Source organism: Massilia sp. Root351 (assembly GCF_001425045.1).
In the GTDB taxonomy this organism is placed as follows: Bacteria; Pseudomonadota; Gammaproteobacteria; order Burkholderiales; family Burkholderiaceae_D; genus Rugamonas.
In genome coordinates this window covers 300,896-327,764 of record NZ_LMDJ01000034.1, presented here as the reverse complement: position 1 = coordinate 327,764, position 26,869 = coordinate 300,896, and the positions used below count along the sequence as shown (strand labels likewise).

The window sequence follows — 26,869 nt, the reverse complement described above, 5'->3', positions numbered from 1 at the left end:
ATGAAAAAGACGACACTGGTAGTTCTGGTGGCTGCGGCCGCCGCGATCGGCGCGGGCGCCTGGTATTTCGGGCAGCCGGCGGCAGCGCCGGCCGGGCAGGCGGGCGCCCAAGGCAAGGGACAGCAGGGGCAGCAGGGACCGACCACGGTCAACGTGGTGGCGCCGCAGCGGCAGGACGTGCCGGTGCTGCTGACCGCCAACGGCACGGTGTCGCCCATCAGCACCGTGGACCTGCACCCGCAAACCACCAGCACCATTGTCAAGGTGCACATCAAGGAAGGCCAGTTCGTCAAACAGGGCGAGCTGATGTTCTCGCTCGACAGCCGCAGCGAACACGCCAACGTGGAGAAAGCCCAGGCCCAGGTGATGCGCGACCGCGCCACCCTGGCCGACCTGGAGCGCCAGTACCAGCGCAGCATGGAGCTGCTGGCGCAGAAATTCATCGCCCAGGGCGCGGTCGACACCCTGCGCAGCCAGGTCGAGCAGGCGCGCGCCGTGCTCAACGCGGATCTCGCCGCCGCCCAGGCTGTCAAAGTGGACGCCAGCTACACCAGCATCCGCGCGCCGCTGACGGGCCGGGTGGGCGCCATCAACGTCTACCCGGGCAGCCTGGTGCAGCTGTCGACCTCGCTCACCACGGTGACCCAGCTGAACCCGATCAATGTCGCCTTCACGCTGCCGGAAAGCGCGCTGGCCGGGCTGCTGGCGGCGCAACAGGCCGGCGCGGTGCCGGTCGAGGTGGAATCGGGCGGCAAGCTGTTCAAGGGCAAGCTGAGCTTCATCGACAACGCAGTCGACCCGATGGCCGGCGTGATCCGGGTGAAGGCCGAGTTCGACAACAGCCAGACCCAGCTCTGGCCGGGCCAGTACGTCGGCGCCAGGCTCACCGTGCAAACGCTGAAAGACGTGCTGGTGGTGCCGCAAAACGCTATCATTAACAACACCAGAGGTACTTTCGTGTACACCGTCGCCCCGGACCAGACCGCCGCGGTGGCCAATATCAAGCGCCTGCACACGTTCGGCCCCTACGCCGCCGTGAGCGGCCTGAACGGCGATGAGAAGGTCATCGTCGAAGGCAAGCAGAACCTGCGTCCCGGCGGCAAGGTGCGCATCGCCGACGCCGCGTCGCCGGACAAGAAAAAGGGCGCGGGCGAGGGCGGCGGGGCTGCCAAGAAAAAGGATAGCGCGGCATGAACCTGTCCGAATTGTGCATACGCCGCCCGGTGATGGTGGTGCTGCTGTCGCTGAGCCTGATCCTGGCCGGCGTGCTGGCCTACGCCCACATCCCGGTCGCCGCGCTGCCCAGCTATAACACCCCGGTCATCAACGTCGGCGCCGACCTGCCCGGGGCCAGCCCGGAAACCATGGCGTCCTCGGTCGCGCTGCCGCTGGAGAAGCAGTTCTCCACGATCGCCGGCCTGAGCATGATCACCTCCACCAGCACCCTGGGCAACACCTCGCTGACGCTGGAGTTCGACACCAGCATCGATGTCAACGAGGCGGCGGTCGATGTGCAGGCCGCGTTGCTGCGCGCGCAGCGTTCGCTGCCGCAGGAAATGACGGACTTGCCGTCCTACCGCAAGGTCAACCCGGCCGACGCGCCGGTGCTGTTCATGACCATGACCTCGCCGTCGCTGAGCCTGTCCGAACTGAACGACTATGCGGAAAACCTGGTCGCGCCCAGCCTGTCGACGCTGCCCGGCGTGGCCCAGGTCACCGTCAACGGCCAGAAGCGCTTCGCGGTGCGCATCCGCGCCAAGGCTGACCTGCTGAACGCGCGCAACATGACGCTGGACGAGCTGGCCGCGGCCATCCGCGCCGCCAACGCCAATACCCCGCTCGGCATCTTGGACGGCCCCAGCCAGACCCTCACCATCCAGGGCAACGCCCAGCTGATGAAGGCGGCCGAGTTCGCCGAACTGATAGTCGCCACCCGCAACGGCCAGCCGGTGCGCCTGAAGGACGTGGCCGAGGCCGAGGACAGTTACCAGTCCGTCAAGACCGCCGGCAGCTACAACGGCGAGCGCTCCATCGTGCTGCTGGTGCAGCGCCAGCCGGACGCCAACACGGTGCAGGTGGTGGACGGCGTGCGCCGGCTGCTGCCGCGCTTCACCGCCCAGCTGCCGGCTTCGGTCAAGATCAACCTGGTCAACGACCGCTCGGTGTCGATCCGTGAAGCCATCCACGACGTCAACCTGACCCTGGCGCTGACCGTGGTGCTGGTGGTGCTGGTGATCTTCCTGTTCCTGCGCAAGGCCGCCGCCACCTTCATCCCGGCCATCACCATGCCGATCTCGCTGCTGGGCGCACTGAGCCTGCTGTACGCCTTCGGCTACAGCCTGGACAACGTGTCCCTGCTCGGCATCACCCTGGCCGTGGGCCTGGTGGTGGACGACGCCATCGTGGTACTGGAAAACATTGTGCGCCACATCGAGCTGGGCAAGAAGCCGCTGCAGGCGGCGCTGGTCGGCTCGCGCGAAATGGGCTTCACCATCATTTCCATTTCGATTTCGCTGGTGGCGGTGTTCATCCCCATCTTCTTCATGCCCGGCGTGATCGGCCTGCTGTTCCATGAATTCGCGGTGGTGGTGGCGCTGTCGGTGCTGGTCTCGGCGGTGGTGTCGCTGACCCTGGTGCCCATGCTGTGCGCGCGCCTGCTGCCGAACGAGGCGCACGCCGCCGCCGGCGACGACACCTTCATCGGCCGCTGGTTCGAGGCCGGCTTCTCGCGCCTGCGCAACGGCTACGCCAGCACGCTGGACATCGCGCTCAAGCACCGCTACGTGGTGCTGGCGCTGGCCATCGGCACCTTCGTGCTGACCGTGGTGCTGTACGCCACCATCCCCAAGGGTTTCTTCCCGGAAGAAGACCTGGGCCAGATCCGCGTCACCACCGAGGCGTCGGAAGACATTTCCTCGGCTGCATTGCTGGAGCTGCAGACCCGGGTGGCGCAGGTCATCATGGCCGACCCCAACGTGCAGGACGTGACGTCCTTCGTCAGCGGCGGCAACGGCGGCCGCATGTTCCTGGTGCTCAAGCCGCGCGGCCAGCGCGCCAAGATGCCGCAGGTACTCGACAGCTTGCGCAAGGCCACCAAGGCGGTGCCCGGCATGGCCGTCTACCTCAGTCCCGTGCAGAACCTGCAGCTGGGCGGCCGCCCCAGCAAGAGCCGCTACCAGTACACGCTGCAGTCGGTCAGCCCGGATGCGCTGAGCGACTGGGCCAACAAGTTCCAGGAGCGCATGCGTTCGGACAACGACTTCCGCGACGTCACCAGCGATTCGCAGAACAAGGGCTTGCAGGCCTCGCTCAAGATCGACCGCGACAAGGCCAACACCCTGGGCGTGGAAATCAGCGCCATCCGCAGCGCGCTGTACCTGGCCTTCGGCGAGCGCCAGGTGTCGACCATCTACTCGTCCGCCGCCAGCTACTTCGTGATCCTGGAGGCGGCCGCCGAGGACCGCCAGTTCGACGACGCGCTGACCAAGATTTCCGTGCGCAACAAGGCCGGCAACCTGGTGCAGCTGTCCAGCTTTGCCAGCGTGGAGCGCACCGTGGGCCCGACCTCGGTCAACCACCAGGGCCAGCTGCAGGCCATCACGCTGTCGTTCAACCTGGCGCCGGACGTGCCGCTGGGCGTGGCCACCAACAAGATCGACAAGATGGCGCTGGACATGGGCCTGCCCGCCTCCATCATCACCACCTACGGCGGCGACGCGGCGGTGTTCCAGAGCTCGCAGGGCAGCCAGCTGATCCTGATCATCGCCGCGCTGGGCGTGATCTACGTGCTGCTGGGCGTGCTCTACGAGAGCTACATCCACCCGCTGACCATCCTGGCCGGCCTGCCGTCGGCGGCGGTGGGGGCCTTGCTGACCTTGCGCATCTTCAACCTGGACCTGACCATGATCGCCATCATCGGCATCCTGATGCTGATCGGTATCGTCAAGAAGAACGCCATCATGATGATCGACTTCGCGCTGGACGCGCAGCGCAACCAGGGCATGGCGCCGGCCGACGCCATCCGCGAAGCCTGCGTGCTGCGCTTCCGCCCCATCATGATGACCACGCTGGCCGCGCTGATGGGCGCCTTGCCGATCGCGCTGGGCCTGGGCGCCGGCGCCGAACTGCGCCAGCCGCTGGGCCTGGCCGTGGTGGGCGGCCTGATCTTCTCGCAGGTGATCACGCTGTACATCACCCCGGTGATCTACCTGTTCCTCGACAAATACAGCGGCAGCGGGCCGATGGACGACGCGGCCCTGGCGGACGAGCCGGAGCCGGCCAAGGCGCCGGTGGAGCTAAAAGCTGTCAGCCTTGCCAAGCACTGATATCATACGGCGGGCCGGAAGATTTCCGGCCCGTTTGCTTTTGGCAATCTTGTGATACATACGGTAACATCCATCAAGACCGGGTCCGGGTAAGCTGGCGTACTCGGGTGTTTGTAAAGAAAGTCCGTTTATCTTGTTCCAGTTCAGCCACACCCACGGGGCCGACCACAGCCACGAATATTGCGAAGCATGCGGCCAGCGGCTGCCTCCGCCCGGCAGCTACGGCTATGGCGGCTATGGCGGGCCGAGCCGGCACAAGCGCATCGGCATCGGCATCTCGATCGCGCTGCACCTGCTCATCGTGCTGTACTACCTGTTCCATCCCCAGGAAAAGATTTCCCTTAAACCGCCCGCCAAGGAAGGCGAGATGGTGTGGGTGGCGCCGCTCAAGGACAAGCCGGCCCCGAAAGCCAAGCCGGAACCGAAGAAGCCCGAAGTGGCCAAGGCGCCGCCGCAGCCGCGCCGCGACAGCAAGGCCGTGGCCAGGAAGACCGCGCCGCCCAAGCTGGAAACCTATGTGCCGCCGGTGCAGGCCACCATGAAGCCGCCGCCGACCCCGGCCGTGGAAGAGGACATGATGGCGCGCGTGGAAGCGGCCCGCAAGCGCCGCGCCGACGCCAATCCGCAGCCGGCGCAGGAGCCGCAGGAAAGCGACGCCGAGCGCGCCAACCGCATCGCGCGCGCCAACATCATGGGCGCCATGGGCCGCAACGCGGCCGGCGAGCGGGAAGACACGGGCGGCATCTTCTCCATCATCAACAAATCGGGGCTGAGCGCGGACATCAAGTTCCGCGGCTGGAACACCAACTTCAAGCGCCAGTGGTCGCAGCAGGTGCATGTCGAACTGGGGACCGATCCGGACATCGAGACGGCCATCGTGCGCCGCATGATAGAGCTGATCCGCAAGGAGAAGCCGGGCGAGTTCCAGTGGGAATCGCACCGCCTGGGCAAGGTGATCACGATGAACGCCGGCCGCCAATACCAGGCCGAACTGGAAGCGTTCCTGCTGAAAGAGTTCTTCCCGAACTACCGGCGATAAAAAAACGGGGCTCGCGCCCCGCTTGCTTGTTCCGTCTGCTTACGCCGCCTTCAGCTTGCGCGCGATGTCGAGCGCGAAGTAGGTCAGCACGCCGTCGGCGCCGGCGCGCTTGAAGGCCAGCATGGCTTCCATCATCACCTTGTCGTGGTCCAGCCAGCCGTTTTGCGCGGCGGCCTTGATCATGGCGTACTCGCCGCTGACCTGGTAGGCGAAGGTCGGCACCTTGAACTCGTCCTTCACGCGGCGCACGATGTCCAGGTAGGGCATGCCGGGTTTCACCATCACCATGTCGGCGCCTTCCTGCAGGTCCAGCGCCACTTCGCGCAGCGCCTCGTTGCCGTTGGCCGGGTCCATCTGGTAGGTGTTCTTGTCGCTCTTGCCGAGGTTTTTGGCGGAACCGACCGCGTCGCGGAAGGGGCCGTAGAACGCCGACGCGTACTTGGCCGAGTAGGCCATGATGCGGGTGTGGATGTGGCCCTTCTCTTCCAGCGCGGCGCGGATGGCGCCGATGCGGCCGTCCATCATGTCCGACGGCGCCACCACGTCCACCCCGGCGTCCGCCTGGCACAGGGCCTGGCGCACCAGCATGGCGGTGGTGACGTCGTTGAGCACATAGCCGTTGTCGTCGATCAGGCCGTCCTGGCCGTGGCTGGTGTACGGGTCCAGCGCCACGTCGGTCAGGATGCCCAGTTCCGGGAAGGCCTGTTTCAGGGCGCGCACGGCGCGCGGCACCAGGCCGTCCGGATTGGTCGCCTCGATGCCGTCCGGCGTTTTCAGCGCCGCGTCGATCACCGGGAACAGCGCCAGCACCGGGATGCCCAGCGCCACGCATTCCTCCGCCACCGTCAGCAGCAGGTCCACCGACACGCGCTCCACGCCCGGCATCGAGGCCACCGGCTCGCGCTGGTTCGTGCCTTCGAGGATGAAGACCGGGTAGATCAGGTCGGACGCGGTGACGGCGTTCTCGCGCATCAGCGCGCGCGAGAATGGGTCGCGGCGCATACGGCGCATGCGGATGGCGGGGAAGGGCGTGTGGTGGGCCATGGCTACAGTTTTTCCTTTGCTGGTTTAGTCTTCCGGCGTCTCGTCCGGTGTATCGATGAGCTCTGCCTGGGCGGCGGCGTCGTCTTCGGCCAGGCCGGCCAGTTCGACGATCTTGGCGGTGGCTTCTTCCAGGCCGACGCGCTTGAGCGCCGAGAACAGCTGCACGGTGAACGGGAAGCCTTCGCCGTCCTCGTCCACGTAGCTGGCCAGCTTGGCTTGCGCCTGGCGCAGCACGGTGGTCGATTCGCTGCGGGTCAGCTTGTCAACCTTGGTCAGGATGCAATGGATCGGCTTGCCGGTCGGGGCGAACCATTCCAGCATCTGGATGTCCAGGTCGGTGAACGGGCGGCGCGAATCCATGATCAGGATCAGTGCGGCCAGCTGTTCGCGCTGCTGCACATAGTCGCCCAGCAGGCGCTGCCAGTACAGCTTGGTATTCCCGGACACTTCGGCGTAGCCGTAGCCGGGCAAGTCCACCAGCATGGCCTGGATTTCCTCGACCTTGGTCGGGTCCTTGCGGTGCATCGCCACGTGGGCGCCGCCGATCGAGAAGAAGTTGATGTGCTGGGTGCGGCCCGGCGTCTTGGACGCGAACGCCAGTCCCTTCTGGTTGCACAGGATATTGATGGAGGTCGACTTGCCGGCGTTGGAGCGGCCGGCAAAGGCGATTTCGGGCACCGTGGTATTGGGCAATTCACGCAAGTGATTCACGGTGGTAAAGAAGCGGGCTTGCCAGAGTTTGGACATGGGGAGGGGTGGGCAGAAATGCAACAAAGAAAGCTAAAAGCGCGAAAAGCTATTGTACAATAAGGGGTTACGAATTGTTGCCATGTAAAAAAGCAAATCAGCGCGCAAACAAAAGTTCAGCGAGCGGCAAAATAATACATCGCAGTCCCACCATTTTTTTCACTAGTCTCAGGGTGTTTGAATGAATCGTGCGTTTTCACCGTTGGTAAAGTCCTTGCTCCTCGCAGTGTTGGCCGTTTCGGGTGTCGCATCGGCTGCCGAACATGCTGCTCCCGCCAAAGTAGATCCTGCCAAAGGCTCCACCCTGTATGCCGACGGCGACAACGCCCGCGGCCTGCCGGCGTGCGTCTCCTGCCACGGCGCGGCGGGCAACTCCACTATCGCGGCCAACCCCAAGCTGGCCGGCCAGCCGGAAGCCTACCTCTACAAGCAACTGGTGAATTTCGCCTCGCCGTCGCGCAACAACCCGGTGATGAGCACCTACGCCAAGATGCTGACCGACGATGAAAAGAAGAACATTTCGGCCTATCTGAGCGCGCAGGTGCAAAAAGCGGGCGCGGCCAAGAACAAGGACACCGTTGAGCTGGGCAAGAAGATCTATCGCGGCGGTATTGCCGAGAAGAACGTACCAGCCTGCGCCAGCTGCCATGGCCCTGCCGGCGGCGGCATTCCTGCCCTGTACCCGCGCCTGGCCGGCCAGCACCAGGATTACACGGTGGGCCAGCTGACCGCCTTCCGTGGTGAAGGCCGCAAGAACAGCGCCGAGATGAGCACCATCGCCAAGCGCCTGTCGGACGACGAGATGAAGGCGGTAGCCGACTACGTGGCCGGCCTGAAGTAATTCCGTGTATTTATGCGCCGATATGGCGCTTATCAGTCCGTGAATATCGAAAAGAGGGCGGCCGCGTGAGCGGGCTGCCCTTTTTGTTGGTATTCTGCTGCCAGTCCTTTTTGAGATAGTGTCCGCATGAGCACCACCAGCACCGCCGGTATCAAACTGAAAACCCGCCGGCCAGCCTTCGACGCGACCGTCGAATTGCTGTCGTCGATGCGCTTCGCCATCAGCCTGCTGACCATGATCGCCATCGCCTCCGTGATCGGCACGGTGATGAAGCAGAACGAGCCGATGTCCAACTATGTAAACCAGTTCGGGCCGTTCTGGTTCGAAGTGTTCAACAAGGTGGGGCTGTACGCCGTGTACTCGGCGTGGTGGTTCCTGGCCATCATGGGCTTCCTGGTGGTGTCGACCACGCTGTGCATTGTGCGCAACACGCCCAAGATGATGAAGGATATGCGCAGCTGGCGCGAGAACGTGCGCGAGCAGTCGCTGCTGAACTTCCACCACAAGAATGACTGGAACTCGCCGCTGCCGCGCGCCGCGCTGGCGCAGCAGATGGCGCAGCGCCTCGGCCACGCCGGCTACCGGGCCAAAATCGTCGAGAAAGAGCACGCCACCCTGGTCACCGCCAAGCGCGGCGCGGGCGCCAAGTTCGGCTACATTTTCGCCCACACCGCCATCGTGGTGATCTGCATCGGCGGCCTGCTTGATTCGGACATGCCGATCCGCTTCCAGGAATGGTTCATGGGCAAGAGCCCGTTCGCCGGCAGCGGCGTCATCGCCGAGATCCCGGCCCAGCACCGCCTCGGCCTGGGCAACCCCACCTACCGCGCCAACACTGCCATCCCCGAGGGGCAGGCCAGCAACACGGCCATCATTCCGCGCGCGGACGGGGTGCTGATCCAGGAGTTGCCGTTCACCATCCTGCTCAAGAAATTCAATATCGACTTCTACAGCACCGGCATGCCCAAGCTGTTCGCCAGCGAAGTGGAAGTGCGCGACCATGAAACCGGCAAGACCTTCAGCTCGGTGATCGAAGTCAACAAGCCGCTGGTCTACAAGGGCCTGGCGGTGTACCAGTCCAGTTTCGAGGACGGCGGCACCAAGCTCAAGCTCAAGGGCTACCCGATGGCGGGCGCCGGCAAGGACAGCTTCGACCTCACCGGCGAGGTCAACTCGGCCACGCCGCTGGCGCTGGGCCAGAGCCAGCAATACAGCGTCGAGTGGAGCGGCTTCCGCCCCTTCAACGTGGAAAACATGGCCTCCCAGGATGCGCGTTCCGTGGCCCAGGGCGAAAAGCTGGAGCAAAGCTTCGCGCGCGGCCTGGACAAGCAGCTCGGCTCGGCCGCCAAGAATGCCAACAACAAGGACTTGAAGAACGTCGGCCCGAGCGTGCAGTACAAGCTGCGCGACAAGACCGGCCAGGCGCGCGAATTCCAGAACTACATGCAGCCGGTGACGGTGGACGGCGCCACCGTGTTCCTGGCCGGCGTGCGCGCCAGCCCGGCCGACCCGTTCAGCTACCTGCGCATCCCGGCCGACGACGATTACACCGTCAAGGAATGGATGCGATTGCGCGCCGCGCTGCACGACCCGGCGCTGCGCGCCATCGCCGCCGAACGCTATGCGCGCCGCGCCATGCCGGGCGGCGCCGACGCGGCCAAGCCTTCTGCCGGCCAGGCCGCCGGCGGCGCCGTGCTGCGCGACCAGCTGGCGCTATCGTCGGCGCGCAGCCTGAACATGTTCGCCGGCGCCGAGGCGGGCCAGGACAAGGACGGCGGCGCGGCAACGGGCGGCTTCATGGCCATCTCGCGCTTCCTCGAGAAAGTGCCGCAAGCGGAACAGGAGAAAGCCGCCGACATTTTCATGAAGATCCTGAACGGCAGCATGTGGGAGCTGTGGCAGGCCGCGCGCGAGAAGGATGGCCTGGCCCCGCTGGAAGGCAACGAGAAGCATGGCCGCTTCCTGCAGCTGGCCACCAACGCGCTGTCCGACGCCACCTTCTACGGCGCCCCGGTCTACCTGCAGCTGGACGAATTCAACGAAGTCAAGGCCTCGGTGTTCCAGGTGACCAAGTCGCCGGGCAAGAACGTGGTCTACCTGGGCTGCCTGTTCCTGGTGCTGGGCGTGTTCTCGATGTTCTACATCCGCGAGCGCCGCCTGTGGGTATGGATCAAGGACGGCGCCGAAGGCGGGGCGCATGCGCTGATGGCCATGAGCACGCAGCGCAAGACCCTCGACTTCGACAAGGAATTTGCAGACTTGAAGGAAAAGCTGCCGCAATCGGCGTAAGCTGCATGGCATGGAGCAGTACTGGAGACCAATATGGAAATGACACAAACCCAAACCTATAGCCAGACGCCGGGCTATTTCAAGCGCCTGAACGCCTTCGACTGGCTGTTCGCGCTGGCGCTGGCCGGCGGTGCGCTGTTCGCGCTGAACCGCTACGGCGCCTATATGGACATCTACGAAAAAGTGATCCTGCTGGCGGCCGCGCCGTCGTTCGCGGCGCTGGGCTGGCACTGGAAACCGGTGCGCTGGTTCCTGCCGCTGGCCTTTGCGCTGGCGCTGCTGGCCGTGTCCTTGTACAGCGGCAACCTGGACGCCGCCAACCAGAAATTCTGGCTCAAGTACATGCTGTCCAGCCAGTCCGCCATTTTGTGGATGAGCACGTTCTTCTTCCTGTCCACGCTGTTCTACTGGATCGGCCTGGTGGGCCATTCCTCGATGGGCTTCGTGGTCGGCTCCAAGCTGTGCTGGGCGGCGCTGGTGATCGGCATCACCGGCATGCTGGTGCGCTGGTACGAATCCTACCTGATCGGCGCGGACGTGGGCCACATTCCCATCTCCAACCTGTATGAAGTGTTCATCCTGTTCGCGCTGATCACGGCCATGTTCTACCTGTACTACGAAGCCCACTACAAGACGCAGCAGCTGGGCCCCTTCGTGCTGCTGGTGATCTCGGCGGCGGTGGCCTTCCTGCTGTGGTACACCGTGTCGCGCGACGCGGCCGACATCCAGCCCCTGGTGCCGGCGCTGCAGAGCTGGTGGATGAAGATCCACGTGCCGGCCAATTTCATCGGCTACGGCACCTTCGCGCTGGCCTCCATGGTGGGTTGGGCCTACCTGCTCAAGCACGAGAAGATCCGCACCCTGTGGCAGGCGCTGGTGATCGCCCCCATCGTGCTGCTGGCGCTGGCCTGGCTGATCGCCTACGTCTCGGGCGCCGGCGAAGCGGTCATCAAGGGCATGGTCAATGCCAGCCGCTTCACGGCCGTGCTGGTGGTGCTGTTCGCGGTCACCAACCTGATGCGCGACCGCCTGGTGGCGCGCCTGCCGGACGCCGAAACGCTGGAAGACGTGATGTACAAGGCCATTTCGGCCGGCTTCGCCTTCTTCACCATCGCCACCATCCTGGGCGCGCTGTGGGCGGCCGAAGCGTGGGGCGGCTACTGGTCGTGGGACCCGAAAGAAACCTGGGCGCTGATTGTCTGGCTCAACTATGCAGCCTGGCTGCACATGCGCCTGATGTCCGGCCTGCGCGGCAAGGTAGCGGCCTGGTGGGCGCTGGTGGGCCTGCTGGTGACCACCTTCGCCTTCCTGGGCGTCAATATGTTCCTGTCCGGCCTGCATTCCTACGGCAAGCTGTAAACGCCGGCTGCTGCGGCGCCAAGCCCCCGCTCACGCCAGTGACCGGGGGCTTTTTGTATGGCTTTGTATCCGCTTTTCGGCGGACACAGACGCATACAAATGCGAGATATCGCGCCTGTGGCGGATTGGTGTAAGGTTACCCCTGTCTCGTTCGACAAAGCCATACGAGTCCCTTTACTCCCGGAGTCATCATGTTGATCAAACGTAGCCCGAACGGTATCGACCTGCCGTTCTCGTCAGAAATTACCCCGCGCGCGATCTTTGAGTCGCGCCGCAGCTTCATCCAGCAGATGGCGGTGGGGTCCATCGCCGGCGGCGCGCTGCTCGAGATGGCCACGCGGCAAGCCTTCGCGCAGGGCACGCCCGGCAAGCTGGGCGCCAAGCTCAATCCCGCCTATTCCGCGCTCGACAAGCAGACCGCGTTCAAGGACGCCACCACCTATAACAATTTCTACGAATTCGGCACCGGCAAGGACGACCCGGCGCGCAACGCCCACACGCTGAAACCGCGCCCGTGGACCGTCAGCATCGAAGGCGAGGTCAAGAAGCCCCTGACCCTGGACCTGGACCAGCTGCTCAAGCTGGCGCCGCTGGAAGAGCGCGTCTACCGGCTGCGCTGCGTGGAAGGCTGGTCGATGGTGATCCCGTGGGTGGGCTATTCGCTGTCCGAGCTGATCAAGAAAGTGGAGCCCACCGGCAACGCCAAATACGTCGAATTCATCTCGCTGGCCGACAAGGGCCAGATGCCGGGCGTGGGCAGCCGCGTGCTGACCTGGCCCTACCGCGAAGGCCTGCGCATGGACGAAGCCATGCACCCGCTGGCGCTGCTCACGCTGGGCATGTACGGCGACGTGCTGCCCAACCAGAACGGCGCGCCGGTGCGCATCGTCACGCCGTGGAAATACGGCTTCAAGTCGGCCAAGTCCATCGTCAAGATCCGCTTCGTCAAGGACCAGCCGCGCACCGCGTGGAACGACGCCGCGCCGTCCGAATACGGTTTCTACTCCAACGTGAATCCTGACGTGGACCACCCGCGCTGGTCGCAGGCTTCCGAGCGCCGCATCGGCGAAGACGGCTTCCTGGTGCGCAAGCGCAAAACGCTGATGTTCAACGGCTACAACGACGTGGCGCCGCTGTACGCCGGCATGGACCTGAAGAAGTTCTTCTGACATGGCCTTTACTCCCACCGCGAAGCAGGTCACGGCGCTGAAGGCGGCGGTGTTCGTGCTGTCGCTGCTGCCGTTCTTCAACCTGGTCTGGCTCACGGCCAGCGGCCAGCTGGTCGAGCCGCTGCAGTACATCACGCGCGCCACCGGCGACTGGACCTTGTACTTCCTGTGCATCACGCTGGCGGTGACGCCGCTGCGGCGCCTGACGAAATGGAACTGGCTGCTCAAGCTGCGCCGCATGGTGGGGCTGTACGCCTTCTTCTATGGCCTGCTGCACTTCACCACCTTCCTGTGGTTCGACCATTTCTTCGACGTGCAGGAAATGCTCAAGGACGTGGTCAAGCGGCCCTTCATCACGGTCGGCTTTATCGCCTTCGTGCTGCTGATTCCGCTGGCCGTGACCAGCACCAACGGCATGGTGCGCCGCCTGGGCGGCAAGCGCTGGCAGTGGCTGCACCGGCTGGTGTACGTGATCGCCCCGCTGGGCATCTTGCACTTCTGGTGGATGAAAGCGGCCAAGCACGACTTCTCGCAGCCCATCATCTTCGGCCTGGTGGTGCTGGCGCTGCTGGGCGTGCGGGTGTACTGGGCGCGCAGCAAGGCGGCCGCGGCGGGTTACGCGGGCGCCGCCCGCTAAGCCGCCGCTGCGGCGTTACTTGATCACGGACTCCAGCGCGAACAGGTCGGCCGGGTTTTCGCGCTGGCGCACCACGTGCACCTGGGTGCCGTCGACGATCAGCTCGGCCGCGCGGCCGCGCGTGTTGTAGTTGGACGCCATCGTCATGCCGTAGGCGCCGGCCGTCTTCATCACCAGCAGGTCGCCTTCCTTGACCGCCAGCGCGCGGTCGCGCGCCAGCCAGTCGCCGGACTCGCAGATCGGACCGACCACGTCGTACAGCGCGCCGCCGTCGGCCTGCACCACCGGCTGCATGTCCATCCACGCCTGGTACAGTGCCGGGCGCGCCATGTCGTTCATGGCCGCGTCGACGATGCAGAAGTTCTTTTCCTCGCCATGCTTGATGAACTCGACCTTGGTCAGCAGCACGCCGGTGTTGCCGACGATGGAGCGGCCCGGCTCGAAAATCACCTTGATCGGCCGGCCGGCGTGGCGCTCGGCGCGCCACGCGTCCACGCGCGCGAACACGCGGCCCAGGTAGTCGGCCACCGCCACCGGCGCGCCGTCTTCCTCGTCGCCGTAGTCCACGCCGATGCCGCCGCCCAGGTCCAGGTGGTGCAGGTGGATGCCCTCGTCGCCCAGCGCGTCGATCAGCTCGATCAGCTTGTCCAGCGCTTCCAGCAGCGGCGCGTCGTCCAGCAGCTGCGAGCCGATGTGGCAGTCGATGCCGGCCACGTCCAGGTGCGGCAGCTGCGCCGCCGCGCGGTAGGTGGCCAGCGCGTCGCTGAAGGCCACGCCGAACTTGCTGGCCTTCAGGCCGGTGGCGATATAGGGGTGGGTCTTGGGATCGACGTTGGGATTTACGCGCAGCGACACGCGCGCGCGCCGGCCCATGCTGCCGGCCACGTCGTTCAGGCGGTGCAGTTCCGGGATCGACTCCACGTTGAAGCACAGGATGTCGTGCTGCAGCGCCAGGCGCATCTCTTCCACGCTCTTGCCCACGCCGGAGAAGATCACCTTCTTCGGGTCGCCGCCGGCGGCGATCACGCGCAGCAGCTCGCCGCCCGACACGATGTCGAAGCCCGCGCCCTGGCGCGCCAGCAGGTCCAGGATGGCCAGGTTGGAGTTGGCTTTCATGGCGTAGCAGACCAGCGCATCGCGCCCTCGGCAAGCATCGGCGTATGATGCAAAGTTATCGAGCAGCTGCGCTTTGGAATACACGTAGGCTGGGGTGCCGTACTGTTCGGCGATGGCGCTCAGCGAGACGCCTTCGGCGTGCAGCACGCCGTTCTGGTAAGAAAATTGCGACATGGAATGGCTTATTTAGCGGACGATTGTTGGGATGCGGGAGGAGTCGAAGGCACGGGGGCGGACGGCGGCGCCACGCCGGGTTTGCCCTGGGTATTGGCAGAGGCGGGTTTGGCAGGCTGTTTGGGTAAATACAGCGGGCCTTGCTGGCCGCAGCCGCCCAGCAGGGCGGCGGTGCAGGCCAGCGCGGTGAATTGCAGCGCTAATGTGGACTTCACGATTAAAATCACAGTTTGACTAGAGAGCTTGGAGTGTAGCATGACCGAAACAGAATTTTTGACCCTGGCCGACGCTACCCTGAACGCCATCGAGGCCGCGCTGGACCGCCTGAACGACCAGGACATGGTGGACGTCGAATGCAAGCGCAGCGGCAACGTGCTGGAAATCGAGTTCATCGACAACGGCTCCAAGGTCATCGTCAACAGCCAGGCGCCGATGCAGGAGCTGTGGGTGGCGGCCCGGTCCGGCGGCTTCCACTACAAGCGCATCGACGGCCGCTGGATCAACACCCGCGACGGTTCGGAACTGTTCGCGGCGCTGTCCGACATCACCACCGCCCAGGGCGGCGCGCCGGTGGTGATCAGCGAAGCATGAAGAAAGGGGCACGCGGCCCCTTTTTCTTGGCTTAGAACAACTCGTTCTTGACCGCGTCCTTGGCCTTCTCCTCGGCCGGCGTGGCGCGCGTGGCGCCTTCCAGGCTGGTCACGCCGGTGCCCGGCGGATTCTCCGCGTAGTAGTACTCGCCGTCCACCACGATCATGCCTTCCGGCACGGCCCGCTCTTCGATCGGGATATTTTTCAGCGCCTTGCCCATGTAGCCGATCCAGATCGGCAGCGCCAGGCCGCCGCCGGTTTCGCGGTTGCCCAGGTTTTTCGGCTGGTCGTAGCCGATCCAGGCCACGCCCACCAGCTTGGACTGGTAGCCGGCGAACCAGGCGTCGATCGAATCGTTGGTGGTGCCGGTCTTGCCGGCGATGTCGGGCCGTTTCAGCGACAGCGCCTTGGTGGCCGTGCCGAAGCGCACCACGTCCTTCATCATGCTGTCCATCAGGAAGGCGTTGCGCTCGTCGATGACGCGGTTGGCGTCCACCCCGGCGCGGTCCGGATTGGCTTGCGACAGCACCTTGCCGTTGGCGTCCGTCACCTTCGAGATCAGATACGGCGACACCCGGTAGCCGCCGTTGGCGAACACCGCGTAGGCGCCGGCCATCTGCAGCGGCGTCACCGCGCCGGCGCCCAGCGCCAGGGTCAGGTAGGGCGGGTTCTTCTCCGCCTCGAAGCCGAAGCGGGTGGTGTACTCCTGGCCGTACTTGGCGCCGATGCGGTGCAGGATGCGGATCGAAATCATGTTCTTGGACTTGGTCAGGCCGCGCCGCATGGTCATCGGGCCTTCGTACTTGCCGTCGTAGTTCTTCGGTTCCCAGGCCTGGCCGCCGGTCTGGCCGGCGTCGAAGGAAATCGGCGCGTCGTTGATGACGGTGGCCGGCGACAGGCCGCGCTCCAGCGAGGCCGAGTAGATGAAGGGCTTGAACGAGGAGCCGGGCTGGCGCCACGCTTGCGTCACGTGGTTGAACTTGTTGCGGTTGTAGTCGAAACCGCCCACCATGGCCTTGATGGCACCGTCCTCGGTGGAGGCGGCCACGAAGGCCGATTCGATTTCCGGCATCTGGGTGATTTCCCAGTCCTTCTCCTGGCGCATGACGCGGATCACGGCGCCGCGGCGGATGCGCTTGTTCGGCGCCGCCTTCTCCGACAGCCAGGACTTGCCCATGTCCAGCCCGGCGCCGGTGATGGCGATCTCCTCGCCGGTGGCGGTCACCGCCGTCACCTTCTGCGGCGTGGCGTTCAGCACCATGGCGGCCACGATGTCGTCGCTGTCCGGATGCCCGGCCAGTTCGGACTCGATGGCGTCGTCCGCCTCTTCCTTGTTGGCCGGGATGGCGATGTAGGCTTCCGGGCCGCGGTAGGCGTGGCGCTTCTCGTATTCCATCACGCCCCGGCGCAGCGCCAGGTAGGCCGCGTCCTGGTCGGCCTTGGTGATGGTGGTAAACACGTTCAGGCCGCGCGTGTAGGTGTCTTCCTTGAACTGCTCGTAGACCAGCTGGCGCGCCATCTCGGCCACGTACTCGGCATGCACGCCGAACTCGCTGCTGTCGGTCTTCACTTTCAGCGGCTCGGCCTTGGCGGCCTGGAACTGCGCGTCGCTGATATAGCCCAGCTGCGCCATGCGCACCAGGATGTATTGCTGGCGGGTGCGCGCGCGCTTGGGATTGACCACCGGGTTGTAGGCCGACGGCGCTTTCGGCAGGCCGGCCAGCATGGCCGCCTCGGCCACGCTAATGTCTTTCAGATTCTTGCCGAAATAGATCTGTGCGGCCGACGAGAAACCGTAGGCGCGCTGGCCCAGGTAGATCTGGTTCATATACACCTCGAGGATCTGGTCCTTGCTGAGGTTTTTCTCGATTTTCCACGCCAGCAGGATCTCGTAGATCTTGCGCTTGAAGGTTTGCTCGCTGGACAGGAAGAAGTTGCGCGCCACCTGCTGCGTGATGGTGGAGGCGCCCTGGCGCGCGCCGCCGGTGGCGTTGTGCACCGCCGCGCGCAGGATGCCGGCGTAATCGATGCCGCCGTGGTCGTAGAAGCGGTCGTCCTCGATCGCCAGCACGGCCTTTTTCATCACGTCCGGGATTTCCTGGATGCGCACCAGGTTGCGGCGCTCTTCGCCGAACTCGCCGATCAGCACATTGTCGGCCGAGAAGATGCGCAGTGGCATCTTGGGACGGTAGTCGGTCAGCGAATCCAGCTCGGGCAGGTTGGGGTAGGCCATCGCCAGGCCGAACACCACCAGCAGTACCGCGACCATCGCCAGGCCCAGCAAGGAGGCCAGCGCGGTCAGCAGGATTTTCTTGGAACGGGAAGGGGAGGCTTTGGCAGATTGGGCAGTGCTCATGCGCTTGGCTCTTTCGCTATGGTTTCGCTATGGTTATCCGGCCCATTATAAGCGAGCCCAGATAGCAGCGGCGCCTTCCGCATCCTACCGGAAATCAGGAAATATTAACTCTGAGTAACAAAACAACTTAGTTGTTCTTGCGCTCACACAGAGGAAAAACGGGGCGGAGAAAGTGTGGCGAAACGCGCACAGACGGCCAATTGTGCGCAGTAGAAATACCTTTACACTGGATTCATCTTATTGCTAGGATTTAATGTACCGCATCACTTCTGTCTCCTAAACGCTGGTTTTCAAACGAGTTCCCTTATGCATTCAACCACAGGTGTTGCAATATGAACCTGGATCTCGGCAGCCTGTTCGGTGGCGGCAATCCCCCGCTGATCGGCGTGGACATCAGCACCTCCAGCGTGCGCCTGGTGGAACTGTCGCAGGCGGGCAAGGAAGGCTGGCGCCTGGAGCGCTACGCCGCCGAGCCGCTGCCGCGCGGCGCCGTGGTGGACGGGAATATCGAGAACATGGAGCAGGTGGTCGACGCGCTGCGCCGCGTGTGGAAGAAAAGCGGCACGCGCGCCAAGCTGGCCGCGCTGGGCATGCCGCCGGCCTCCGTGATCACCAAGAAGATCGTGCTGCCGGCCGGCATGGCCGAGGACCAGCTGGAAGTGCAGGTGGAATCGGAAGCCAGCCAGTACATCCCGTTCGCGCTGGACGAGGTCAGCCTCGATTTCGACGTGATCGGCCCGGCGCCCAATTCCCCCGACGATATCGAGGTGATGCTGGCCGCCTCGCGCCGCGAAAAGGTCGAGGACCGGGTCGCCATCGCCGAGGCCTCCGGCCTGAAGGCCACCGTGATGGACGTCGAGTCCTACGCCGCGCGCGCCGCGCTGGACCGGGTGCTGGTGCAGTTGCCGGAAGGCGGCGCCGGCCAGATCGTGGCGCTGTTCCAGATCGGCGCCCAGGTCACCCATATTTCGGTGCTGCTGGACGGCGCCACCATATACGAGCGCGAGGCGCCGTTCGGCGGCAACGCGCTGACCCAGGAGATCGTGCGCAGCTACGGCATGGCCTTCGACGAGGCCGAGACGCGCAAGAAGTCGGGCGAACTGCCGGACAGCTACGGCGCCGACATCCTTGCGCCCTTCCTCGAAAGCGCCGCGCTGGAAGTGACGCGCGCGATCCAGTTCTTCTACACCTCCACGCCCTATACCCGGGTCGACCAGCTGTTCCTGGCCGGCGGCTGTGCGCTGATCCCGGGCCTGCTCGACATCGTGGCCAGCCGCAGCAAGATTTCCAGCGCCGTCATTTCGCCGTTCAAGGGCATGCAGCTGGGACCGGGCGTGCGCGAGCAAGCCTTGCGCGCCGAGGCGCCGGCCTACCTGGTGGCCTGCGGCCTGGCCATGCGGAGGTTTGGCTGATGATCCATATTAATCTGCTGCCGCACCGCGAGGCCAAGCGCAAGCAAAAGAAGGCGGCGTTCTACGCACTGCTGGTGCTGGGCGCGCTGATCGGCGCGGCCATCGTGCTGGCCGTGGGCGGCTACAACGCGCGCGGCATCTCGATCCAGGAACAGCGCAACAAGGTCATCAAGGACGCCATCGTGGTGCTGGACAAGAAGATCGTCGAGATCGCCACGCTGAAGCAGGAAATCGAAGCGCTCAAGGCGCGCCAGCAGGCCGTCGAGGACTTGCAGGGCGACCGCAACCAGCCGGTGTTCCTGCTGGACGAACTGGTCAAGAACATGCCGCCCGGGGTCTACCTGCGCGCCTTCAAGCAGGAGGGCCAGAAGGTCACGCTGCTGGGCTATGCGCAGTCGCAGGAGCGGGTCTCGGAGCTGCTGCGCAACGTGGCCGGGGTCTCGCCGTGGCTGGAGCGGCCGGACCTGATCGAAGTCAAGTCGACCGGCCTGGGCCAGGGCAAGACGGCCAAGAAGGTGGTGGAGTTCAACATGATCGTCAGCATCAAGCGTCCGCGCGACAAGGACAAGCCGGCCGACGGCAAGCCGGGCGCCAAACCTGCGGCCGGCGCCAACGCCGGCGCAATGGCTGCGGCCAGGAACTGAGGGCCGACCATGGCGATAGATATCAAAGATGCGAGCGCCGCCCTGGCGGACCAGTTCCGCGGCCTGGGCGGCCGCCATCCCGGCCAGTGGCCGCTGGCGCCGCGCCTGCTGTGCGCGGTGGCCATGGTGGTGGGCGTGTCGGCGCTGGGCTATTTCGCCTACTGGAGCGGCCAGTTCGAGGCCAAGGAAGCGCTGGTGGCCGAGGAGCAGCGGCTGCGCGGCGAATACACCATCAAGACCCAGCAGGCGGTCAACCTGGAAGCGCTGCGGGCCCAGAAAGCACAAGTGGACCAGTACGTGGAACGGTTGCAGAAGCAGCTGCCGAGCAAGGCCGAGATGGCCGCGCTGCTGTCGGACATCAACCAGGCCGGCCTCGGGCGCGGCCTGCAGTTCGAACTGTTCAAGCCGGGCCAGGTGGTGGTGCGCGACTACTACGCCGAGCTGCCGATCGACATCAAGGTGTCCGGCAACTACCACGACATCGGCGCCTTCGCCAGCGACATGGCCAACCTGCCGCGCATCGTCACGCTGAACAATATGGCGCTGACGGCCGGCAAGGACGGCAACCTGACCCTGGACGCGGTGGCCAAGACCTTCCGCTATCTGGACCCCGACGAAGTGGCGGCGCAGCGCAAGGCGGCCGCCGACAAGAAAAAGGCGGCCAAAAAATGAGCAAGCGCCTTGATACGCTGCGTGATAAGCAGCACGCCCTCGCGCTGGCCGGGCTGCTGGCGCTGGCCGGCTGCGGCGACAGCGACGTGCAGGAAGTGCGCGACTGGATGAAGCAGGTCGACGGCCAGGCCGTGGTGGCCGTCAAGCCGATCAGCGAGCCGAAGACGTTCGTGCCTTACGCCTATGCGGCGCAGCAGGAAGTCGACCCGTTCAGCCCCAACAAGCTGCTGGCCGAGCTGGCGCGGCTGGACCGCAAGCCGGGCGGCGGCCTCAAGCCGGACATGGAGCGCCGCAAGGAGTTCCTCGAGACCTTCCCGCTCGACACCGTGAAAATGGTGGGCACGATGGAAAAGGCCAAGGTGGTGTACGCCCTGCTGCAGGTCGACAAGGCGGTGTACCAGGTGCGCGCCGGCCAGCACGTGGGCCAGAACTACGGCCTGATCACCGGCATCACCGAGGACGCCGTAAACGTCAAGGAAATTGTCCAGGATGCCACCGGCGACTGGGTCGAACGCATGTCGAAGCTGGAACTGCAGGAAAGCAAGGAGAACCAAAAATGAACCGCCTTTACACTTCCGCGTTCCGACAGAGGCTGCCGGGCGCCGCCATGCTGGCGGCGCTGTGCTGCGCCATGCTGGCCTGGATCCCGGCCCGGGCCCAGCCGGGCAACGCCATCGAATCGATCACCACCAACCAGCAGGGCGCCAACGTGATCGTCAAGATCGCGCTGAAGAACGCGCCGGAAAAACTGCCGATCGGCTTTGCCATCACCAACCCGCCGCGCATCGCGCTCGACTTCGGCGCCACCGTCAACGCCAGCGGCAAGACCACCCAGGAAATCAATCAGGGCGAGCTGCGCAGCGTCAACGTGGTGCAGGCCGGCGAGCGCTCGCGCCTGGTGTTCAACCTGAAACGCAGCCTGAACTACGCCACCGCCATCGACGGCAACGCCGTCATCCTCACCATCGACGGTTCCGGCGGCCTGGCCACGGCGGTCGACGCCACCGGCTTGCCGGTCAAGCAGCCGGCGGCGCCCGCGGCGGCGGGCAAGCAGCAATTGCGCGACCTGGACTTCCGGCGCGGCGCCAACGGCGAAGGCCGCGTGGTGGTGGACTTGCCGAACAGCCAGGTGGCAGTCGACGTGCGCCCCACCGCCGCCGGCCTGGTGATCGATTTCCTCAAGACCGGCCTGCCGGAGACCCTGCGCCGCCGCCTGGACGTGACCGACTTCGGCACGCCGGTGTCGCAGATCACCACCGTGCCGCAAGGCGACAATGTGCGCATGACCATCGAGGCCAAGGGCCTGTGGGAGCAGAGCGTGTACCAGAGCGACACCCAGCTGGTGGTGGACGTCAAGCCGATCAAGGAAGACCCCAACAAGCTGACCCAGGGCACCCAGGGCTACCGCGGCGAAAAGCTGTCGTTCAATTTCCAGAACGTGGAAGTGCGCGCCGCGCTGCAAGCGATCGCCGACATTTCCGGCCTGAACATCATCACCAGCGACAGCGTGGCCGGCAACCTGACCCTGCGCCTGAAGGAAGTGCCGTGGGACCAGGCGCTGGACGTGGTGCTGCAGGCCAAGGGCCTGGACATGCGCAAGAACGGCTCGGTGCTGTGGATCGCGCCCAAGGAAGAACTGCTGACCAAGGAAAAACTGGAGCTCGAGCAGCGCGCCCAGATCGCCGACCTGGAGCCGCTGAAGTCGGAAATCTTCCAGCTCAATTACCAGAAGGCCGAATCGTTCAAGACCGTGTTCGGCCTGGACGGCGCGGCCGACGCCAAGAACCGCGTGCTGTCGCGCCGCGGCAGCGCCATCATCGAGCCGCGCACCAACCAGCTGTTCGTCACCGACATCGCCTCCAAGCTGGATGACATCCGCAAGCTGATCGCCAAGACCGACATCGCCTCCAAGCAGGTGCTGATCGAGGCCCGCATTGTCGAGGCCAGCGACTCCTTCACCCGCAACCTGGGCGCCAAGCTGGGCTTTGCCGACATGCGCACCATCCGCGGCGGCGACGCCGGCTACCAGCTGGGCGGCGGCAACACCCGCATCGGCATCGGCGGCAACCTGACCGGCGTGGGCCAGACCACCGGCCAGGTCAGCATCGCCAACGCCAACGACAGCTTCAACAACACCCAGTTCGTCAACCTGCCGGCCGCGCCCATCAACGGCGCCGCCGCCGGCAGCCTGGCCATCAGCCTGTTCTCCTCGGCCGCCAACCGCTTCCTGAACCTGGAACTGTCGGCGCTGGAGGCGGACGGCACCGGCAAGATCGTCTCCAGCCCGCGCGTGGTGACGGCCGACAAGACCGTGGCCATCATCGAGCAGGGCCTGGAACTGCCTTACCAGGTGGCCACCAGCAGCGGCGCCACCTCCATCGTGTTCCGCAAGGCCAACCTGCGGCTGGAAGTGACGCCGCAGATCACGCCGGACGGCAACGTGGTGATCGACGTGGACGTAAACAAGGACAGCGTGGGCCAGGAAACCCGGGCCGGCTTCGCCATCGACACCAAGCACGTGAAGACCCAGGTGATGGTTGACAACGGCGGCACCGTGGTGCTGGGCGGCATTTACCAGCAGACCGAGCGCAACAGCGTGAGCAAGGTGCCGCTGCTGGGCGACGTACCGGTGCTGGGCTATCTGTTCCGCACCAATTCGCGCACCAACGACAAGACCGAATTGCTGGTCTTTATCACGCCGAAGATTGTCGCCGAGCGGCTGTCCGCACGCTGAGCCCCGGCCCGCTAACGCAACCAGATTTTTTATGATTACAACGGAAAACAGCATGATGAAAAAATTCAAGGAATGGCTGGCACTGTCGCTGTGCGCGGGCCTGCTGGCGGCGTGCGGCGGCGGCGGCGGCAATCCCGGCGCGGTCAATCCGGGCGGCGGCGGCGGCACCACCACGCCGGTGGTGCAGACGCCCACCATCGCGCTGGCGCTGGTCAACAGCGGCGGCACGGCCAGCAATGCGCTGACCAGCGTGGCGCCGTTGACGGCGCGCGCCACCGTCAAGGACAAGGACGGCAAGGTGGTGCCGAACGCGCTGGTGACCTTCGCCTCCAACAGCGCGCCGGGCGGCTCGCCGCTGGTGGTGTTTTCCCCGTCGGCCGGGACCACGCTGACCGACGCCAACGGCGTGGCCACCGTCACCATGCGCCCGGCCAGCCTGGTCGTCAGCGGCGCGGGCACCGTCACCGCCTCGAGCACCGTGGGCGGCACCAACGTGTCGGCGGACGCCAACTACAGCGTCGGCGCCACCGCGATCACGCTCAGCCCCCTGCGCCTGTCGCCGGCCACCATCGGCGCCTACGGCTCGTCCGTGATCGCGGTCGACGTGCTGACCGGCACCACCAAGTACACCGAACAGCAAATGACGGTCAACTTCACGTCGGCCTGCGTCACCGCCGGCAAGGCCACCCTGGCCGCCACCGCGCCCACCAGCAACGGCACCGCGCAAGTGGTGTTCCGCGACCAGGGCTGCGGCAATAACGACGTGGTTACCGCCACCCTCAACAGCGGCGCGGCCACCCCGGCCACCGCCAGCGCCACGCTGACCGTGGCCAGCCCGTCGGCAGCGTCGGTGCAGTTCGTGGGCGCGGCGCCGGTCAGCCAGTCCATCGTCATCAAGGGCGAGGGCGGTTTCGGCCGTACCGAAACGGCCACCCTGACCTTCAAGGTGGTGGACATCTTCGGCAAGCCGCTTGCGGCCCAGCAGGTCAACTTCAGCAAGGCGGCCGGCGTGGACGTGACCATCAACAAGGCCAGCGACAGCACCGACGCCAACGGCGAAGTGATCACCACCGTCAACTCGGGCAGCACGCCGACCTCGTTCCGCATCACCGCCACGCTGGCGGCCAACCCGGCCGTGTCCACCATCTCGGACTCCATCGTGGTCACCACCGGCAAGCCGGTGCAGCAAGCCTTCTCGCTCAGCGTGGGCAGCCCGAACGTGGAAGGCTGGACCTTCGACAGCGGCCCGGTCACCCCGGCCACCACGGTCAGCATCCTGGTGGCCGACCAGGCCGGCAATCCGGTACCGGACGGCCTGCCGGTGGTGTTCCAGAGCAACCTGGCGTCGGTGGGCTCGTCCAGCAAGGGCGCCTGCAACACCGTCAACGGCGGCTGCTCGGTGGACTTCCGCACCCAGAACCCGCGCACCGCGCTGCCCAACCTGCCCGTCACGCCATGCAACTCCGGCAGCGGCCCCGGCGTCAGCAGCGACAGCCCCCGCACCGGCCTGGCCACCATCTGCGCCAGCACCACCGACGGCACCAACACGCTGTTCGCCAAGACCGGCATCTTCCTGAGCGGCAGCTTCGCCGACAACGTGTGGTTCTCCGACACCGCCAGCCCGACCGCGGTACGCCTGAGCGGGGCCGAGTTCGACCTGGGCACCGTGGGCGCCAACGATTCGCGCGTGTTCACCCTGCAGCTGAACGACATCAACAACAATCCGATGCCGGCCGGCACCCGCGTGGACATTTCCAACCCCGTCAACGCGGCCGCCACCGGCGTCTCGCCTGCCACGGTGCAGGGCGTCTTCCCCGGCGCCGGCATCGACAGCAACACGGTGCGCGTGGGGTCCTCGCACGTGGTCACGGTGGGCAGCGTGCAGCCGAAACCTTGCCTGACGGCACTAAATGCAACTTTCAACGTGACTATCACCACGCCGCGCAACAATGTAACCAGTTATCCGTTTAAACTGCGGTTCAGCTGCCCGTAAGGAGGCGGCTGCGGCACCGGCCCCGGCCGGTGTCCGCTTAACTGAAAATTGGATCATTAGTGGCTGATACTTACGGCAGTAACATTTATCTGGTCGGACTGATGGGGGCGGGAAAGACCACCATAGGCCGCATCCTGGCTCGCAAACTGGGCTTGACCTTCATCGATTCGGACCACGAGATCGAGGCCCGCACCGGCGCCTCCATCCCGTGGATCTTCGAGATCGAGGGCGAGCAGAGCTTCCGCCGCCGCGAAGCCGACGTGATCCGCGACCTGACCGCCCAGCGCGGCGTGGTGCTGGCCACCGGCGGCGGCGCCATCCTCAATCCCGACAGCCGGGCCCTGCTGCGCGAGCGCGGCACGGTGATCTACCTGCGCGCCAGCATCAATTCCATCCTCGCGCGCACCGCGCACGACAAGAACCGCCCGCTGCTGCAAACGGCCGATCCGCGCAAAAAGCTGGAAGAACTGATGGCCCAGCGCGAGCCGCTCTACGAGGAAATGGCCCACATCGTCGTCGATACCGGCCGACCTAACGTACAATCGATGGTTCACTCAATTCTGAACCAGCTGGACGCGCTGGCTTGCCAGGCCGCGCCCAACTGTGTCACCACGGCACAACCATCGATGAACGAACAAACCACCATCCTCCTGAACGTCGAGCTGGGCGAGCGCAGCTACCCCATTTCCATCGGACCGTCCCTGCTGGCCGACGGCGCGCTGCTGGCGCGCTACGTGGCCGGCAGCAAGGTCGCCATCGTCACCAACACCACCGTCGCGCCGCTCTACCTGGACGGCGTGCGCAGCGCGCTGCAGGCGCACGGCAAGGACATCATCGAGATCATCCTGCCGGACGGTGAAGAGTACAAGACCTGGGACAGCCTGATGACGGTGTTCGACACCCTGCTGGCTGCCAAGGCCGACCGCAAGACCACCTTGCTGGCGCTGGGCGGCGGCGTGATCGGCGACCTGACCGGCTACGCGGCCGCCAGCTATATGCGCGGGGTGGACTTCATCCAGGTGCCGACCACCTTGCTGAGCCAGGTCGATTCCTCGGTGGGCGGCAAGACCGGCATCAACCATCCGCTGGGCAAGAACATGATAGGCGCGTTCTACCAGCCGCGCGTGGTGATCGCCGACACGTCGACCCTGGAAACCCTGCCGGACCGCGAACTGTCGGCCGGCCTGGCCGAGGTGATCAAGCACGGCGCCATCATCGACGCCGAGTTCTTCGACTGGATCGAAGCGAACATCGGCCTGCTGGTGGCGCGCGACAAGGGCGCGCTGGCCTACGCCATCGCCCGCTCCTGCGAAATCAAGGCCGACGTGGTGCGCCAGGACGAGCGCGAGGGCGGCCTGCGCGCCATCCTCAATTTCGGCCACACCTTCGGCCACGCCATTGAAAACGGCCTGGGCTATGGCAACTGGCTGCACGGCGAAGCGGTCGGCTGCGGCATGGTGATGGCGGCCGACCTGTCGCGCCGCATGGGCCTGGTCGACGACGCCACGGTGGCGCGCGTGCGCGCGCTGGTGGCCGCCGCCGGCCTGCCCACCGTGGCGCCCGACCTGGGCACGGCGCGCTGGCTGGAGCTGATGGAAGTGGACAAGAAGAACGAGGGCGGCGCCATCAAGTTCATCCTGCTCAAGCCGCTGGGCAGCCCCAGCATCACCAACGCGCCGCAGGACCTGCTGCTGGAGACCCTGGCCGCCTGCGTGCAGGCCGGCTGA

Annotated in this window: 21 protein-coding genes; 16 read left to right on the top strand and 5 right to left on the bottom strand. The window is 65.4% G+C overall.

The genetic code is table 11. The features are described 5' to 3' along the window. The 3 genes from ASD15_RS28155 to ASD15_RS28145 all read left to right on the top strand — a co-directional run bounded on the left by ASD15_RS28155 (window position 1) and on the right by ASD15_RS28145 (window position 5,364). Window positions 1-1,194 (top strand): efflux RND transporter periplasmic adaptor subunit, encoded by a 1,194-nt coding sequence (locus ASD15_RS28155; protein ID WP_057158337.1) that lies wholly within the window; start codon window positions 1-3, stop codon window positions 1,192-1,194. Then, window positions 1,191-4,325, top strand: a complete 3,135-nt coding sequence (locus ASD15_RS28150; protein ID WP_057158336.1) for an efflux RND transporter permease subunit — start codon at window positions 1,191-1,193, stop codon at window positions 4,323-4,325. Before ASD15_RS28155 ends, ASD15_RS28150 begins: the two co-directional genes overlap by 4 nt. A 133-nt stretch (window positions 4,326-4,458) precedes the next feature. Next, window positions 4,459-5,364: a cell envelope integrity protein TolA gene (locus ASD15_RS28145; RefSeq protein WP_057158335.1), complete on the top strand. Its 906-nt coding sequence runs from the start codon at window positions 4,459-4,461 to the stop codon at window positions 5,362-5,364. 39 nt (window positions 5,365-5,403) lie between these two features. Here the strand turns inward: ASD15_RS28145 and hemB are convergent, their stop codons facing one another. Next, complete coding sequence (hemB, locus tag ASD15_RS28140; RefSeq protein ID WP_057158334.1) at window positions 5,404-6,408, bottom strand: porphobilinogen synthase; 1,005 nt, start codon at window positions 6,406-6,408, stop codon at window positions 5,404-5,406. Window positions 6,409-6,432: 24 nt separating this feature from the next. Further along, on the bottom strand, window positions 6,433-7,155 hold the full coding sequence (gene yihA / locus ASD15_RS28135; protein WP_057158333.1) for a ribosome biogenesis GTP-binding protein YihA/YsxC: 723 nt from the start codon (window positions 7,153-7,155) through the stop codon (window positions 6,433-6,435). 181 nt (window positions 7,156-7,336) lie between these two features. On the opposite strand from yihA, the gene ASD15_RS28130 reads away from it, so the two are divergent. From ASD15_RS28130 to ASD15_RS28110, 5 genes are all read left to right on the top strand, one after another. After that, window positions 7,337-7,996: a cytochrome c gene (locus ASD15_RS28130; protein ID WP_057158332.1), complete on the top strand. Its 660-nt coding sequence runs from the start codon at window positions 7,337-7,339 to the stop codon at window positions 7,994-7,996. Between the two features lie 126 nt (window positions 7,997-8,122). Continuing rightward, on the top strand, window positions 8,123-10,285 hold the full coding sequence (locus tag ASD15_RS28125; RefSeq protein WP_057158331.1) for a cytochrome c biogenesis protein ResB: 2,163 nt from the start codon (window positions 8,123-8,125) through the stop codon (window positions 10,283-10,285). A gap of 33 nt (window positions 10,286-10,318) precedes the next feature. Beyond that, the gene (gene ccsB, locus ASD15_RS28120) at window positions 10,319-11,644 is read left to right on the top strand and encodes a c-type cytochrome biogenesis protein CcsB (protein WP_373888207.1); all 1,326 of its coding nucleotides are present in this window, start codon (window positions 10,319-10,321) and stop codon (window positions 11,642-11,644) included. Window positions 11,645-11,835: 191 nt separating this feature from the next. After that, window positions 11,836-12,813 carry a protein-methionine-sulfoxide reductase catalytic subunit MsrP gene (msrP, locus tag ASD15_RS28115; RefSeq protein WP_057158330.1) on the top strand — a complete coding sequence of 326 codons (978 nt, stop codon included), beginning with the start codon at window positions 11,836-11,838 and terminating at the stop codon, window positions 12,811-12,813. 1 nt (window position 12,814) lies between these two features. After that, entirely contained in the window at window positions 12,815-13,450 is a 636-nt protein-coding gene (locus tag ASD15_RS28110; protein ID WP_057158329.1) for a sulfite oxidase heme-binding subunit YedZ, read from the top strand. Between the two features lie 15 nt (window positions 13,451-13,465). On the opposite strand, the gene lysA is transcribed toward ASD15_RS28110, so the two are convergent. Together lysA and ASD15_RS32700 are read right to left on the bottom strand one after the other, a co-directional pair. Then, on the bottom strand, window positions 13,466-14,740 hold the full coding sequence (lysA, locus tag ASD15_RS28105) for a diaminopimelate decarboxylase (RefSeq protein WP_057158328.1): 1,275 nt from the start codon (window positions 14,738-14,740) through the stop codon (window positions 13,466-13,468). A gap of 8 nt (window positions 14,741-14,748) precedes the next feature. Continuing rightward, complete coding sequence (locus tag ASD15_RS32700; protein WP_229418371.1) at window positions 14,749-14,955, bottom strand: lipoprotein; 207 nt, start codon at window positions 14,953-14,955, stop codon at window positions 14,749-14,751. A 40-nt stretch (window positions 14,956-14,995) separates the two neighbouring features. Between ASD15_RS32700 and cyaY the strand changes: the two genes are divergently transcribed. Beyond that, on the top strand, window positions 14,996-15,331 hold the full coding sequence (gene cyaY, locus ASD15_RS28100) for an iron donor protein CyaY (RefSeq protein ID WP_057158327.1): 336 nt from the start codon (window positions 14,996-14,998) through the stop codon (window positions 15,329-15,331). 31 nt (window positions 15,332-15,362) lie between these two features. Here the strand turns inward: cyaY and ASD15_RS28095 are convergent, their stop codons facing one another. Next, window positions 15,363-17,687, bottom strand: coding sequence for a penicillin-binding protein 1A (locus ASD15_RS28095; protein WP_057158326.1), 2,325 nt, complete (start codon window positions 17,685-17,687; stop codon window positions 15,363-15,365). A 332-nt stretch (window positions 17,688-18,019) separates the two neighbouring features. On the opposite strand from ASD15_RS28095, the gene ASD15_RS28090 reads away from it, so the two are divergent. The 7 genes from ASD15_RS28090 to aroKB all read left to right on the top strand — a co-directional run bounded on the left by ASD15_RS28090 (window position 18,020) and on the right by aroKB (window position 26,869). Further along, the gene (locus ASD15_RS28090; RefSeq protein WP_057158325.1) at window positions 18,020-19,099 is read left to right on the top strand and encodes a pilus assembly protein PilM; all 1,080 of its coding nucleotides are present in this window, start codon (window positions 18,020-18,022) and stop codon (window positions 19,097-19,099) included. Beyond that, window positions 19,099-19,743, top strand: a complete 645-nt coding sequence (locus ASD15_RS28085; RefSeq protein ID WP_057158324.1) for a PilN domain-containing protein — start codon at window positions 19,099-19,101, stop codon at window positions 19,741-19,743. Before ASD15_RS28090 ends, ASD15_RS28085 begins: the two co-directional genes overlap by 1 nt. 9 nt (window positions 19,744-19,752) lie before the next feature. Further along, the gene (locus ASD15_RS28080) at window positions 19,753-20,415 is read left to right on the top strand and encodes a type 4a pilus biogenesis protein PilO (RefSeq protein WP_057158323.1); all 663 of its coding nucleotides are present in this window, start codon (window positions 19,753-19,755) and stop codon (window positions 20,413-20,415) included. Then, a complete protein-coding gene (locus ASD15_RS28075) occupies window positions 20,412-20,975 on the top strand; it encodes a pilus assembly protein PilP (RefSeq protein ID WP_057158322.1) in 564 nt (187 codons plus the stop codon). Before ASD15_RS28080 ends, ASD15_RS28075 begins: the two co-directional genes overlap by 4 nt. A 47-nt stretch (window positions 20,976-21,022) precedes the next feature. Continuing rightward, on the top strand, window positions 21,023-23,149 hold the full coding sequence (gene pilQ, locus ASD15_RS28070; RefSeq protein WP_057158374.1) for a type IV pilus secretin PilQ: 2,127 nt from the start codon (window positions 21,023-21,025) through the stop codon (window positions 23,147-23,149). Window positions 23,150-23,201: 52 nt separating this feature from the next. Next, window positions 23,202-25,142, top strand: coding sequence for a hypothetical protein (locus ASD15_RS28065; RefSeq protein WP_057158321.1), 1,941 nt, complete (start codon window positions 23,202-23,204; stop codon window positions 25,140-25,142). A gap of 101 nt (window positions 25,143-25,243) precedes the next feature. Next, window positions 25,244-26,869 carry a bifunctional shikimate kinase/3-dehydroquinate synthase AroKB gene (gene aroKB / locus ASD15_RS28060; protein ID WP_057158320.1) on the top strand — a complete coding sequence of 542 codons (1,626 nt, stop codon included), beginning with the start codon at window positions 25,244-25,246 and terminating at the stop codon, window positions 26,867-26,869.

Bases quoted from the DNA above. Each gene is read 5' to 3' on its own strand.
- ASD15_RS28155 (WP_057158337.1), top strand. From the start codon at position 1: ATGAAAAAGACGACACTGGTAGTTCTGGTGGCTGCGGCCGCCGCGATC.
- ASD15_RS28150 (WP_057158336.1), top strand. From the start codon at position 1,191: ATGAACCTGTCCGAATTGTGCATACGCCGCCCGGTGATGGTGGTGCTG.
- hemB (WP_057158334.1), bottom strand. From the start codon at position 6,408: ATGGCCCACCACACGCCCTTCCCCGCCATCCGCATGCGCCGTATGCGC.
- yihA (WP_057158333.1), bottom strand. From the start codon at position 7,155: ATGTCCAAACTCTGGCAAGCCCGCTTCTTTACCACCGTGAATCACTTG.
- ASD15_RS28130 (WP_057158332.1), top strand. From the start codon at position 7,337: ATGAATCGTGCGTTTTCACCGTTGGTAAAGTCCTTGCTCCTCGCAGTG.
- ASD15_RS28125 (WP_057158331.1), top strand. From the start codon at position 8,123: ATGAGCACCACCAGCACCGCCGGTATCAAACTGAAAACCCGCCGGCCA.
- ccsB (WP_373888207.1), top strand. From the start codon at position 10,319: ATGGAAATGACACAAACCCAAACCTATAGCCAGACGCCGGGCTATTTC.
- msrP (WP_057158330.1), top strand. From the start codon at position 11,836: ATGTTGATCAAACGTAGCCCGAACGGTATCGACCTGCCGTTCTCGTCA.
- ASD15_RS28110 (WP_057158329.1), top strand. From the start codon at position 12,815: ATGGCCTTTACTCCCACCGCGAAGCAGGTCACGGCGCTGAAGGCGGCG.
- lysA (WP_057158328.1), bottom strand. From the start codon at position 14,740: ATGTCGCAATTTTCTTACCAGAACGGCGTGCTGCACGCCGAAGGCGTC.
- cyaY (WP_057158327.1), top strand. From the start codon at position 14,996: ATGACCGAAACAGAATTTTTGACCCTGGCCGACGCTACCCTGAACGCC.
- ASD15_RS28095 (WP_057158326.1), bottom strand. From the start codon at position 17,687: ATGAGCACTGCCCAATCTGCCAAAGCCTCCCCTTCCCGTTCCAAGAAA.
- ASD15_RS28090 (WP_057158325.1), top strand. From the start codon at position 18,020: ATGAACCTGGATCTCGGCAGCCTGTTCGGTGGCGGCAATCCCCCGCTG.
- ASD15_RS28085 (WP_057158324.1), top strand. From the start codon at position 19,099: ATGATCCATATTAATCTGCTGCCGCACCGCGAGGCCAAGCGCAAGCAA.
- ASD15_RS28080 (WP_057158323.1), top strand. From the start codon at position 19,753: ATGGCGATAGATATCAAAGATGCGAGCGCCGCCCTGGCGGACCAGTTC.
- ASD15_RS28075 (WP_057158322.1), top strand. From the start codon at position 20,412: ATGAGCAAGCGCCTTGATACGCTGCGTGATAAGCAGCACGCCCTCGCG.
- pilQ (WP_057158374.1), top strand. From the start codon at position 21,023: ATGCTGGCGGCGCTGTGCTGCGCCATGCTGGCCTGGATCCCGGCCCGG.
- ASD15_RS28065 (WP_057158321.1), top strand. From the start codon at position 23,202: ATGATGAAAAAATTCAAGGAATGGCTGGCACTGTCGCTGTGCGCGGGC.
- aroKB (WP_057158320.1), top strand. From the start codon at position 25,244: ATGGGGGCGGGAAAGACCACCATAGGCCGCATCCTGGCTCGCAAACTG.